The sequence below is a fragment of the Mesorhizobium sp. M0437 genome (assembly GCF_040321335.1).
Taxonomy (GTDB): Bacteria; Pseudomonadota; Alphaproteobacteria; order Rhizobiales; family Rhizobiaceae; genus Mesorhizobium.
Genome location: NZ_JAMYRK010000066.1, coordinates 18,268 through 30,938, shown reverse-complemented (window position 1 = coordinate 30,938; position 12,671 = coordinate 18,268). Strand labels below are relative to the sequence as shown.

The following is a 12,671-nucleotide window of genomic DNA, read 5'->3' as shown; positions in this document are numbered from 1 at the left end:
ATACGACTCTGGTTCGAGCGGTCGCAGCGGTTCGAGTCGCACCAGCAGTTGATGCGGCAGGAGGGGTTGGAGCGGTAGCAGCGGCTCCAGCGGCAGCAGCGGTTCGAGTGGCACCAGCAGTTCAAGCGGCGGCAATGACGGAACAAGCAGCGGCGGCTCAAGCGGATCGAGCAGTAGCAGCGGATCCAGCGGCGGCAACGACGGGACAAGCAGCAGCGGATCCAACGGCAGCGGTGGAGTGTAGCGGCTGCTCAAGTGGCACCAGCGGCGGCGGGTGGGCACACTACGTGCCCCGGGGCGCCCGCCGACGACGATCAACCCTCATGACAACGGGAGTAGCAGCTTGACGCTCCAACCGAAATCCGCGACCGCGCCCCTAACCGGCCTTGCAGGACTGTTTGGTTATGCGCTGGCCGTCGGAGTGCTCGTCAACAGAAGCTGGCCTGTGCATTTGCAGGCCATGACTGTCATTGCAGCTACCGCGGCAGCGATGATCGCGGTCGACACGGCCTATTTCCAGACGTTCCGGAGGCGTTCGACGGGATTTCAGGCGAAGCCGATGCGAGCGCTTGAAGTCGAGCGCGTCGTGCGCAAGCTCATCGGCTTCATCGTCACGCTCACGACCATTGCCGCAGTCTACTGGATAGTGCCGGAATACCGGCGCGGGTTTTACGCCCCCTACTGGGCGGCGCTTTACGACACCTTGCCGGCGCTGCTCGTCGCCGCGCCGTTTTATGTTGCCTATGTCGACCGCCGGCAGACCGATCCGGAAGATTCATATGCCGAAATCGGTGCATTCGTCCTCAGCGGCGCCGTGCCGCAAAGGACCGAGCAGATACGCCAGCACGTGCGGGGCTGGATCGTCAAAGGCTTCTTCCTGCCGCTGATGTTCGTCTATCTGTGCTCCACACTGGGTTCGATCCTTGCCGGGCTGGAACAACCGTATCGATTCGACATCATGCGCTGGCACGCTTTTGCAATCGATCTCCTGTTCATGGTGGATGTTCTTGTCGCGGTCGTCGGCTACGTCTTCACGCTGCGCGTCCTCGACAATCATATCCGCACCGTCGAGCCCACCGTATTCGGCTGGCTGGTTTGTCTTGCCTGTTATGAACCCATCAACGCCGCCACCCGTGCCTACCTGAACTACGAAACGGGCGCCAACTGGACGGCGGTGATGCCCTCACCGGCGCTCCAGGTTTTCTGGGGGTCGGCGATCCTCTTCTGCATCTTGATTTTTGTCTGGTCCACCGTGAGCTTTGGCCTGAGATTTTCCAATCTCACCAATCGCGGAATCATCACCTGCGGACCGTATCGCTGGATCAAGCATCCGGCCTATGTTTCGAAAAACCTCTCCTGGTGGCTGGTCTCCCTACCTTTCCTCACCGCCGCAGGACCCGCTGAAGCGCTGCGGCACTCCGCCATCCTGCTCGCGCTCAATGCCATCTACGCACTCCGCGCCATCACCGAGGAATGCCATCTGTCACGCGACCCCGATTACGTCGCCTATCGCGATTACATCAGCGAAAACGGCGCCGTTGCTCAGCTCAAACGACTGTTCGCGAAAGCGAGTCGGTCGCCGATCAGGCGCTCAGGCTGAATGCCCTTGCTCGGACATCTGCGGCAGCTGGCCTATCGCCTCAAGGCGTGATCGCGATGCCGATCCTCGCCGCTCATCGGCAACGGCCGATCGCCCTCGAGCAGGCGGGTGATCCGGGCGAAGCCGGCAAAAGCCTTTCTCGCTTCCTCGGCCGACATCCGGCCGGCCATGGCCGCAGCGCAGCAATTCACGGCGCACTGGTAAACCGGCCCGCGCCGCCCGGCCGGCCATTTTCGCAAGAATGCCATCGCTTCGGCAACGCTGTCGATCTCCTCCACGGGCTGTCCCTGTCCGCGCAAAATCCGCACGGGCGAAAAGAATTGCAAGCGGTCCATCATTTCCTCCCCGTCGACCGGATGCGTGCGATCGAACCCCACTAAACTCGCGAACCCGACTTTGGTTCCCGGCAAAACATGGCTTGGCCTGAAAAATGTTTGCTGGACGAGACGAGCAACGGTCGACGCGCCCGGCAGCTCCAATTGGGTGACATCTTGCCCCAATTGGGTGGCATCTTGCCATTGTACGGGAACGTTAGCGCGGCTGATGCATTTCGATGCCACGAGCAGTCTTTTTGAGGGAAATGCCAAAACATGAGAATAGCCCATGTGGCGCCGCTCCATGAATCCGTGCCACCCCGGTTCTATGGAGGGACGGAGCGCATCGTCTCCTATCTGACCGAAGGATTGGTCGAGCTTGGCCATGACGTGACCCTGTTCGCCAGCGGCGATACCAAGACGTCGGCGAAATTGGTGGCGTGTCGCGAGCGCGCGCTCCGTCTCGATCCGCGCCCGCACAAATCCGAAACCGCGGCGCATCTCTCGATGCTCGCCGAGGTGAGGAGCCGTGCGCAACAGTTCGACATCATCCATTTCCATCTCAGCCACTTCCTGCATTTTCCTTTCTTCGAACACATGCCCGACCGGACGGTGACGACACCGCATGGCAGGCTCGACTATGTCGACCTGGCCCCGGCCTACGAACATTTTCCGCGCTTTCCGATGATCTCGATTTCGTGTAGCCAGAGAACCGGGCTACCCAGGGCAAATTGGCTGGCGACCATCCATCACGGGCTACCGATCAATACGTATGAGCCGACTTTCGAGACGGAGGTGGACGAGCCGTATCTGGCCTTTCTGGGCCGGCTGTCGCGCGACAAGCGCCCGGACCGTGCCATTGAGATCGCCTTGCGCTCCGGGCTGAAACTGAAGCTTGCGGCAAAGATCGGCGACGACGACCGCCCTTTTTTCCACGACACGGTCGAGCCGCTGATCGACGGCGACCGTGTCGACTATATCGGCGAGATCGAAGAGGACAGAAAAGCGGAATTCCTCGGCAAGGCGGCCGGCCTGCTGTTTCCGATCGATTGGCCGGAGCCGTTCGGTCTTGCCGCGATAGAGGCTATGGCCTGTGGCACGCCGGTAATCGCCTGGAAATGCGGTGCCCTGCCGGAGATCATCGACCACGGCGTGACCGGTTTCCTTGTCGATACGGTCGATGCTGCGGTCGCCTCGATACCGGAATTGCTGCGCCTCGACAGGCAACAGGTGAGAGCCGTGTTCGAAAACCGTTTTTCTGCCACGAGAATGGCCCACGACTATGTGGCTGCCTATGCGCGCCTGATCGGTACTCCCGGTGAAGCGAGAGCGTCCTGATCGGCGTCATTGTGGACGTTGGAAACGAAACGACAGAGCTTGTGACGTATGAATCAACTCGACGAGCGTAAGCTTGATCCCGCCGTAGCCCTTGCCTCCCTCGACGAGGTTGCGCCCCGGGAGCCGCACCGGCTGTTCGCCCTCAAGCAAGCCGACTGCTTCGCGGTGGCCGACGCCTATGGCGACATCCGCGGCGCCGGCGATGGCTTTTTCCGAGACGACACGCGTGTGCTTTCGGAATTCCGGCTGACGGTCGGTGGCCGGCAAATGTCGTTGCTCGGCGCCTCGCTCAGCCAGGACAATGTGCTTTTCACCTCGAACCTGACCAATCTGCCGATCCAGAGTGTCGGTGGTCGCGACATTCCGCAGGGCGCGATCCACATAGAACGCGTCAGGCTGCTTTGGCAGGACCGGCTGTTCGAGCGCATCACCCTTTCCAACTACAGCCAGGAATCGTCGGCCATTCGGGTTTCCTTGCATTTCGCAGCAGATTTCCGCGACATGTTCGAGGTGCGCGGTTCGACCCGGCTCAAGCGCGGAATAGCCCACGCCGCCGAGACCAGTCCGACATCCGTGGTGCTTCGATATGACGGGCTGGACCAACTCGTGCGCCTGTCGGCGATCTCGTTCTCGCAGGCGCCGGACAATTTGACCGCCAGCCGCGCGGATTTCCTGGTTGCGGTGACGAAGCGCAGCAGCGAGGTCCTCTATATCGAGGTCGGCCCGGAAGTGGCGGAGACACCCGACCGCGACCGTTTTCGGGCTGCAGCCGCCCGCGCTCGCTTCGGCATGCGCGCCAAACGCCGCCACGGCGCGACGGTGCACAGTTCTGGCCGCGTCTTCAACGACTGGATCGAACGCGCGCGCGCGGACGTGGCGCTGCTGACCACCGAGCTTGCAACCGGACCTTACCCCTATGCCGGCATACCCTGGTTCTCGACGGCATTTGGCCGTGACGGGGTGATTTCCGCATTGCAGATGCTGTGGTTGAATCCTGGGCTGGCGCGCGGCGTACTCGCCTTTCTCGCCCAGCATCAGGCGACCGAAACGTCGCCGTTCAGCGATTCGCAGCCCGGCAAGATCATGCACGAGACCCGCAAGGGCGAGATGGCGGCACTGCGGGAGCTCCCGTTCGGCCGCTATTACGGCGGCGTCGATACCACGCCGCTCTATATTCATCTCGCTTGCGCCTATGCGGATCGTACCGGCGACATGGCGTTCGTCGACAGCCTGTGGCCATCGCTCTGTGCAGCGGCCGAATGGACGGAGGAGACAAGCCGCGCGACCGGCTTCGTTACCTACCAGCGCGGCGCCGAGACCGGCCTTGCCAACCAGGGCTGGAAGGACAGTTTCGATTCCGTCTTCCATGCCGATGGCCGCATGCCCAAGGGGCCGATCGCCCTGGTCGAGGTGCAAGGCTACGTCTTTGCCGCGTTCCGTGGGCTGGCGGCGCTCGCCCGCCGCCGCGGCGAGGACGACAAGGCCGATCATTGGGAGGAACGCGCCGAAACCATGCGCGCCGCGGTGGAACGCCATTTCTGGATGGACGATCTCAATTTCTATGCACTGGCGATCGACGGTGCAGGCGAGCTCTGCAAGGTACGGACGTCGAATGCCGGCCATCTTCTCTTTGTCGGGCTGCCCGAGCCGGAACGGGCGCAGATGGTCGCCGATCAGCTGCTCTCCGCGTCGTTCCACTCTGGTTGGGGCGTGAGGACGCTGGCCGACGATGCGATATTCTTCAATCCGATGTCCTACCACAATGGTTCGATCTGGCCGCACGACACCGCCATGTGCGGTGCAGGCCTGGCACGTTATGGCGTGCGCGACAGCGTGGTCCGGCTGATGAGCGGCACGTTCGAATCGGCTGTCCATTTCAACATGCGGCTGCCGGAACTGTTCTGCGGCTTTACCCGGTCGCCGGGCGAAGCGCCCATCGCCTATCCCGTCGCGTGCCTGCCGCAAGCCTGGTCAGCGGGATCGGCCTTCATGCTGATGCAGGCCTGCCTTGGGCTCGAAATCGACGGCTGGAACAGCGAAATCCGGGTCACCCGCCCAAGGCTGCCGATCGGCATCGACACGCTGACATTGCGGCATCTGGGTGTCGGCTCGACAGTGGTCGACCTCACATTCCAGCGTGTCGGCGACCGGGTCGTCGCCTTTCTTGCCGACCGGTATGAGGGGATGGTGCCGCTCATCGTGCGCACTTGATGCCGCCGCGCTGCGGCGCATCGAAAATGACGCGCGCGTTGCAATCGTCCGGAACCGATAGCCTCTTTGTGCGTTGCAAAAATGGGCGGGGTGGGGACGCTGTCGTTGTCATACGGCGGCGAACCAGAAAACAAATAAAAAAAACGGCTATCGGCCGGCCGGAGGCGAGATCACATTCCATGTCAGATTATACTGTAAACCTGCTCTGGGTTTTGCTGATTGCAAGTTTTGGCTTTTCCGCTTTTGCCATTCTCCTGTCGATATCCCGCCAGCGCCGCGGTCGCGCAACGGCCGCCGCATACACGCCGAGCGAGGATGTCGCGTCGGAAGCGGCACGCAAGGTGCTGCGCGAGTTCGAAAAGAACGGCCAGTCGGCCGATGCGGCACTGGTCACGTGGTCGCCCGACACTTTGCGCAAGATCCTGGCCGACGACCTGCCGGACGCACAGGTCATCGTGGTGTCCAACCGCGAACCCTACATCCACAACATCAAGGATGACGGGGTCCAACTTTTGGTGCCGGCCAGCGGGCTGGTTTCGGCACTCGAGCCCATCACCCGCGCCTGTGCCGGCACCTGGATCGCCTATGGCGGCGGCACGGCAGACCGCCTCACCGTCGACAAGGACGACCGGGTGCAGGTGCCGCCGGGCAATCCGTCCTACACGCTGCGCAGGGTCTGGCTGACGGAGGAGGAATATCAGGGCTATTATCTGGGCTTCGCTAATGAGGGCCTATGGCCGCTTTGCCATATCGCCTTCACCCGCCCCGTGTTTCGCGCCTCGGACTGGGACGCCTACGAGGCCGTCAACCGCAAATTCGCCGATACGGTGGTTGCCGAAGCCCGCAACGAACGGCCGATCGTGCTGGTGCAGGACTATCATTTCGCGCTGCTGCCGCGCATGATCCGCCAGCGCCTGCCGGACGCGATAGTCATCACCTTCTGGCATATCCCGTGGCCTAATTCGGAAGTATTCAGCATCTGTCCGTGGCGTGAGCGGATCCTGGAAGGACTGCTCGGCAGTTCGATCATCGGCTTTCATACCCAATTCCATGCCAACAACTTCACCGAAAGTGTCGACCGCTTTCTGGAGAGCCGGATCGAACGGGCAGACGCGGCAATCTCCTATGGTGGGCAGACCACATTGGTCCACGCCTATCCCATTTCCATAGAATGGCCGGCCCAATTGCTGGCAAAACTGCCGTCTGTGGAGGAGTGCCGCGCCAGCGTGCGCGACAGATTCGGCCTGTCTGCGGATACCAAACTATGCGTTGGCGTCGAGCGCCTCGACTACACGAAAGGCATTCTCGATCGCTTCCATGCCTTGGACGAATTGTTCACGAGATATCCCGAATGGATAGGCAAGGTGGTTTTCCTGCAGATCGCCGCGCCGAGCCGGGGGACATTGCCCGCCTACCAGCAACTCCACGACGAATGCCGCCGCTGTGCCGAGGAGCTCAACCGGCGCTATGGCAGCGAGACATACAGCCCTATCCTGATGGTCGCCGAACATCATCGGCAGGAGCAGGTCTACGAGGTCTATCGTGCCGCCGACATCTGTATGGTCACCAGTCTGCATGACGGCATGAACCTTGTCGCCAAGGAATTCGTCGCAGCGCGCGACGACGAACAGGGCGTGCTTTTGCTCAGCACCTTCGCCGGTGCCTCGCGCGAATTGCTGGAAGCACTGATCGTCAACCCCTACGATGCGGCCATGATGAGCGAGGCGCTGTTGCAGGCGCTGACGATGACGCCGGAAGAGCAGCGCGAACGTTTGCGGCCGATGCGCGAGATGGTCCGCGACAACAATGTCTACCGCTGGGCCGGCAGCATGCTGCTGGACGCCGCGCGCCTGCGCAAACGCGGCGATCTCGACAGGGTGACCGGAACCGGCGAGCGCCCGCCATCGAACACCAACAACGTCATCTCGATGTTCGAGCGGGCTCGGAAGGCAGCGTCGTGAAAAGCTTTGAACAACCACCGGCGTTGAACCTGTCGGAAGGGCAATGGGCGCTCTTTCTCGACATCGACGGAACCCTGCTGGAACACGCTGCCCATCCCGACGCGGTGTTCGTCGGCGAGGAATTGCGCAATCTGCTCGAACGCATCGAGCGGCGGCTGGATGGTGCGGTCGCCTTCATCACCGGCCGATCGATTCCCGCCGTGGACAAGCTGTTCCACCCGCTGAAGCTGCGGATTGCCGGACTGTATGGGCTGGAGCATCGGCTGACGCCGAGCGGTCCGATCGATGCCGCCGACGCGCCGGCCGACATCGCCGCCCTTGCGGACGAGATCGAGGCCGAACTGGGCAGCGGCAAGGTCTATGTCGAGCGCAAGGGGCCGGTCCTTGCCGTTCATACAAGAGCAGCACCGCAACTGCTTGCACCCGCAATCCAGCTCGTCGAACAGGCATTGGCCCGGCTTCCGAAGGGTTATCGGGTGCTTCCGGGAAACGCCGGCGTCGAGCTCATGCCTTTGGAAGCCGTCAAAGGTGCTGCCATCCGGCGTTTCATGGACATTCCGCCCTTTGTTGGCCGGCGGCCGATATTCCTCGGAGACGATACATCGGACGAACACGGTTTCGAGGCGATCAATGAAATTGGCGGCATCTCCATCCGCGTGAAGCCGAACGGACCGACGGCCGCAACCTATGTCCTCGACGACGTGACGGGCGCAATAGCCTGGCTCGAGGCCAGTTTCGAGACGTCGGCGGTGGCCTGATCGCGCCGTGGCCCGGTTCAGCTGATCTTCCCGTCCACCATGTGAATGCGGCGATCCATGCGTGCGGCCATGTCGAGGTCATGCGTGACTGCCACGACCGTCTTGCCGCGTTCGCGCACCAGATTCTGCAGGATTGTGAACACCTGCTCCGAGCTCTTGCTGTCGAGGCTCCCCGTCGGCTCGTCTGCCAGGATAGCCACCGACAGCGATGGAGGAGAGTTGATGAGTAGGAAATCGCGCGCTTCGACCGATGCCGTTCTCAAGGAACTACGCGCCTTCGGCCTCACCTATCCAGGCGCCGAGACAAAGAGTCCGTGGCCTGGTCACGACGATCTCGCGGTGAAAGGCAAGACCTTTGCTTATTTGAGCCTTGAAGGCGAACCGTTCAGCATCTCCCTCAAACTCCCCTACAGCGGCGACGAGGCGAGAAAGCTCCACTATGCGTCGCCGACGGAGTACGGCCTTGGCAAGAGCGGATGGGTGACATTCGAACCAGCACCGGACGAACTGCCACCGATCGGACAACTGAAGTCATGGCTCGATGAGAGTTATCGCGCACAAGCGCCCAAAAAGCTTGCCGTCCTGATCACGTACAAGGTGGACTCGGGAGCTTAGGTCGAGCGATCGGTGTCACCCCCCGAATCGTCGGCGCTAGAAGCTCAACGACGCCACGCCGATAAGCGCGTTTCTCATTGAATGACTTTAAGCCCACGCCGGCAAATCGTCTGCTTGCCGGTTCCCCTGCGTCAGGCTTAACCTGCGTGCCATGCGTGGAGGCGCGTGCGGTAACAAGGGGAGGACATAGCAATGACCATACAAGACGCATCACCGGACCTGTACAATGAGGATCTCGCACCGGCGAAGGTTCGAAACTGGGGACCGTTCTCGATCTTCAACGTCTGGACGTCGGACGTCCACAGCCTGTGGGGCTACTATCTCGCTGCCAGCCTGTTCCTGTTCTGCGGCGGCTTCGTCAACTTCATCATCGCCATCGGTATCGGCTCGCTGATCATCTATGCGTTAATGAACATGGTCGGCTATGCCGGCGTGAAGACCGGGGTGCCCTACCCTGTCCTGGCGCGTGCCTCCTTCGGCATCTGGGGCGCCAACATACCGGCGCTGGTGCGCGCCATCGTCGCCTGCTTCTGGTACGGCGCGCAGACGGCGGCGGCCTCCGGGGCGATCGTAGCCCTGCTGATCCGCTCGCAATGGTTCGCCGACTTCAACCAGAGCACCCATTTCCTCGGCCACTCCGGGCTCGAGGTGATCTGCTTCGCCGTCATCTGGGCGCTGCAGCTCCTGATCATCCAGAGAGGCATGGAAACGGTGCGCCGCTTCCAGGATTGGGCCGGACCGGCGGTGTGGGTGATGATGCTGATCCTGGCGATCTATCTTTGCATCAAGGCAGGCACTTTCGCTTTCACCAGCGACATCCCGATGGATGTGCTGCTGGAAAAGACAAAGGACGCGGGCGTGCCGGGCACGCCGGGCTCCTGGACCTCGCTGTTTGCGGTGGCCGCGATCTGGGTGACCTATTTCTCCGCGCTCTATCTCAACTTCTGCGATTTCGCGCGCTACGCCCCGGACAAGGCATCGCTGCGCAAGGGCAACATCTGGGGCCTGCCGGTCAATCTTATCCTGTTCTCGCTGGTCGCCGGCGTTACGACGATCGCCGCCTTCGACGTCTATGGCGAGGTGCTGCTGCATCCCGACCAGATTTCGGCGAAATTCGACAGCTGGTTCCTGGCGGCGCTCGCAGCCCTGACCTTTGCGGTGGCGACGCTCGGCATCAATGTGGTGGCGAACTTCGTGTCGCCGGCCTTCGACTTCTCCAATGTCTTTCCACGCCAGATCGACTTCAAGAAGGGCGGCTATATCGCGGCGCTGATCGCGCTGGTGCTCTATCCATTCGCGCCCTGGGAAGGCAGTGCCGCCTCCTTCGTCAACATCATTGGCGCGACGATGGGGCCGATCTTCGGCGTGATGATGGTCGACTATTACCTGATCCGGAAGGGCGAGGTCGACGTCGAGGCGCTCTACAGGGAGAATGGCGAATTCCGCTTTCAGGGCGGCTGGCATGTCAATGCCTTCATTGCCGCCGGTATCGGCGCGGTCTTCTCCTCGATCCTGCCCAACTTCACCAGCCTGCTGCCGTCATGGTGGGGCGTCTATGGCTGGTTCTTCGGCGTGGCAATTGCCGGCGTCATCTATTACGTGCTGCGCACGATGGCACTCGGTGCCGGAGCCAGGATAGCCAAGGCCTGAACGGAGTCGGGGTGGCGCAAGCCGCCCCGTTCATTCTGCGACCATCTCGGCCAGGCGGCGCACTGTATTCCAGTTGCGCGAGGTGCCGATGCCCAGGCGTTTGTGACTGACCGCCGCAAGCAGCCGCGAACTCGGCATCTCGCGGGAAAAGACGATCCAGATGTCGCCGCCGACAATCCGCAGCTTCTCGTTCTTGCCGGCATATGCCTCAAGCGCCGCGGCGGTCTCGGCGGGAACGGGCGCCCGCATCACGCGCACCGCCACCTGGTCCGCGGCCTCGGCCGATTCGGCTGGGAACGGATTGCCGGCCGCCAGCCTTAGCCAGCCGTCGGCGCAGCGCACGATGATGTCGACGTGGCGGCCGAAAGTCTTTGCGAACGCCGCCTCCAGCCGCTGCTCCAACGCCGCAAGTTCTGTTTCTTGCGCCTCGAAGACCAGATTGCCGGTCGCCACCAGCGTGCGCGGCTTATTCAGACCCAGGCCTTCGGCCATCGCCTTCAGATCGGACATGACGACCCGCCGCCCCTCGCCCAGGACAATGCTGTAGAGCAGCGCGACGTAAGTTTGCATGGGCGGCTAGTCTAGACCAGCCGCGACTGCTCTACCGCCGCCTCGATGAAGCTGGCAAACAGCGGGTGCGGATCGAGCGGCCGGCTTTTCAACTCGGGATGGTACTGCACGCCGATGAACCAGGGGTGGTCGGGATATTCGACCGTTTCCGGTAGCACGCCGTCCGGCGACATGCCGGCAAACACCAGGCCGCAATCCTCGAGCCGCTCCTTGTAGTCGACATTGACCTCGTAGCGGTGGCGATGGCGTTCGGAAATCTGAGTATCGCCATAGATCTCGGCGATCTTCGATCCCTTGGCGAGGTCGGCCTGGTAGGCACCGAGCCGCATGGTACCACCAAGGTCGCCGGTTTCCCTGCGCTTTTCCAGCATGTTGCTCTTCAGCCATTCGGTCATCAAGCCGACAACCGGCTCCTCGGTTGGACCAAACTCGGTCGATGATGCGTGCTCGACGCCGGCCAGCGAACGCGCCGCCTCGATGCAGGCCATCTGCATGCCGAAGCAGATGCCGAAATACGGCACCTTGCGCTCGCGCGCGAACTTCGCCGCCAGGATCTTGCCCTCCGAGCCGCGCTCGCCAAAACCGCCGGGGACGAGAATGCCATGGACCTTCTCCAGCCACGGCGCCGGGTCTTCCTTCTCGAATATCTCGCTTTCGATCCAGTCGAGCTTGACCTTGACCCGGTTGGCGAGGCCGCCATGCGACAGCGCCTCGATCAGCGATTTGTAGGCGTCCTTGAGGCCGGTATATTTGCCGACGACGGCAATGGTCACTTCGCCTTCCGGATTGTGGATGCGGTTGGACACCGCTTGCCACCGTTCCATGCGCGGCTTCGGCGCCGGATCGATGCCGAAGGCCGCCAGCACTTCCGAATCCAGCCCTTCATTGTGATAGGCCATCGGCACGTCGTAGATATGCGGGACGTCGAGCGCCTGGATGACGGCGCTTTCGCGGACATTGCAGAACAGCGACAGCTTTCTGCGCTCTTCCTTGGGGATCGGCCGGTCGGCGCGGACCAGCAGTATGTCGGGTGCAATGCCGATGCCGCGCAACTCCTTGACCGAATGCTGCGTCGGCTTGGTCTTCAGTTCGCCTGCCGTCGGAATGTAAGGCATCAAGGTCAGGTGGACGTAGACGGCGTTGTTGCGCGGCAGGTCGTTGCCGAGCTGGCGGATCGCCTCCAGGAACGGCATCGCTTCGATGTCGCCGACGGTGCCGCCGATCTCGCACAGCACGAAATCGTAGTCGTCATTGCCGTTGAGGACGAAATTCTTGATCTCGTCGGTGACGTGCGGAATGACCTGCACGGTAGCGCCGAGATAGTCGCCGCGCCGCTCGCGCTCGATGATGTTCTTATAGATCCGGCCGGTGGTGATGTTGTCTTGCTGGTTGGCCGAGCGGCCGGTGAAGCGCTCATAATGGCCAAGATCGAGATCGGTCTCGGCCCCGTCATCGGTCACGAAGACTTCGCCGTGCTGATAGGGCGACATCGTGCCGGGATCGACATTGAGATAGGGATCGAGCTTTTTGATGCGTGCGCGATAGCCCCGCGCCTGCAAGAGAGCCCCAAGGGCCGCTGCAGCAATGCCTTTTCCAAGTGAGGAAACCACGCCGCCTGTGATGAATACATATCGCGCCATGGGAGTCATCGCTT

The 12,671-nt window shown here is 62.0% G+C and carries 11 protein-coding genes and 1 pseudogene; 7 read left to right on the top strand and 5 right to left on the bottom strand.

The features are described 5' to 3' along the window. The coding region (locus tag NKI72_RS28380) for a hypothetical protein (RefSeq protein ID WP_352851473.1) at positions 1 to 255 on the bottom strand (255 nt) is incomplete at its 3' end. A 19-nt stretch (positions 256 to 274) separates the two neighbouring features. Here NKI72_RS28380 and NKI72_RS28375 point away from each other — a divergent pair. Continuing rightward, positions 275 to 1,600 carry a methyltransferase family protein gene (locus NKI72_RS28375; protein ID WP_352851472.1) on the top strand — a complete coding sequence of 442 codons (1,326 nt, stop codon included), beginning with the start codon at positions 275 to 277 and terminating at the stop codon, positions 1,598 to 1,600. A 32-nt stretch (positions 1,601 to 1,632) separates the two neighbouring features. On the opposite strand, the gene NKI72_RS35520 is transcribed toward NKI72_RS28375, so the two are convergent. Beyond that, positions 1,633 to 2,205 (bottom strand): DUF982 domain-containing protein, encoded by a 573-nt coding sequence (locus tag NKI72_RS35520; protein WP_502893790.1) that lies wholly within the window; start codon positions 2,203 to 2,205, stop codon positions 1,633 to 1,635. On the opposite strand from NKI72_RS35520, the gene NKI72_RS28365 reads away from it, so the two are divergent. The 4 genes from NKI72_RS28365 (at position 2,191) to otsB (ending at position 8,182) form a co-directional block, all read left to right on the top strand. After that, a complete protein-coding gene (locus NKI72_RS28365; protein ID WP_352766576.1) occupies positions 2,191 to 3,252 on the top strand; it encodes a glycosyltransferase family 4 protein in 1,062 nt (353 codons plus the stop codon). The genes NKI72_RS35520 and NKI72_RS28365 overlap by 15 nt on opposite strands. Before the next feature lie 48 nt (positions 3,253 to 3,300). Then, on the top strand, positions 3,301 to 5,463 hold the full coding sequence (locus tag NKI72_RS28360) for an amylo-alpha-1,6-glucosidase (protein WP_352540550.1): 2,163 nt from the start codon (positions 3,301 to 3,303) through the stop codon (positions 5,461 to 5,463). 179 nt (positions 5,464 to 5,642) lie between these two features. After that, complete coding sequence (locus NKI72_RS28355) at positions 5,643 to 7,424, top strand: alpha,alpha-trehalose-phosphate synthase (UDP-forming) (protein ID WP_023674969.1); 1,782 nt, start codon at positions 5,643 to 5,645, stop codon at positions 7,422 to 7,424. Then, a complete protein-coding gene (gene otsB, locus NKI72_RS28350; RefSeq protein WP_031211298.1) occupies positions 7,421 to 8,182 on the top strand; it encodes a trehalose-phosphatase in 762 nt (253 codons plus the stop codon). The genes NKI72_RS28355 and otsB overlap by 4 nt, the downstream gene beginning before the upstream one ends. 17 nt (positions 8,183 to 8,199) lie before the next feature. Here the strand turns inward: otsB and NKI72_RS28345 are convergent. Beyond that, positions 8,200 to 8,409 (bottom strand): annotated as a pseudogene (locus NKI72_RS28345) (ABC transporter ATP-binding protein); the annotation flags it as partial. On the opposite strand from NKI72_RS28345, the gene NKI72_RS28340 reads away from it, so the two are divergent. Together NKI72_RS28340 and NKI72_RS28335 are read left to right on the top strand one after the other, a co-directional pair. Further along, positions 8,405 to 8,797 (top strand): MmcQ/YjbR family DNA-binding protein, encoded by a 393-nt coding sequence (locus NKI72_RS28340; protein WP_352766579.1) that lies wholly within the window; start codon positions 8,405 to 8,407, stop codon positions 8,795 to 8,797. The pseudogene NKI72_RS28345 and the gene NKI72_RS28340 overlap by 5 nt on opposite strands. A gap of 192 nt (positions 8,798 to 8,989) precedes the next feature. Further along, positions 8,990 to 10,447 carry an NCS1 family nucleobase:cation symporter-1 gene (locus tag NKI72_RS28335; RefSeq protein ID WP_352835824.1) on the top strand — a complete coding sequence of 486 codons (1,458 nt, stop codon included), beginning with the start codon at positions 8,990 to 8,992 and terminating at the stop codon, positions 10,445 to 10,447. Between the two features lie 30 nt (positions 10,448 to 10,477). Here the strand turns inward: NKI72_RS28335 and NKI72_RS28330 are convergent, their stop codons facing one another. Together NKI72_RS28330 and pyrG are read right to left on the bottom strand one after the other, a co-directional pair. Further along, positions 10,478 to 11,017: a DUF1697 domain-containing protein gene (locus NKI72_RS28330; protein ID WP_352766583.1), complete on the bottom strand. Its 540-nt coding sequence runs from the start codon at positions 11,015 to 11,017 to the stop codon at positions 10,478 to 10,480. 11 nt (positions 11,018 to 11,028) lie between these two features. Then, positions 11,029 to 12,657, bottom strand: coding sequence for a CTP synthase (pyrG, locus tag NKI72_RS28325; protein WP_352851470.1), 1,629 nt, complete (start codon positions 12,655 to 12,657; stop codon positions 11,029 to 11,031). Positions 12,658 to 12,671: the final 14 nt, after the last annotated feature.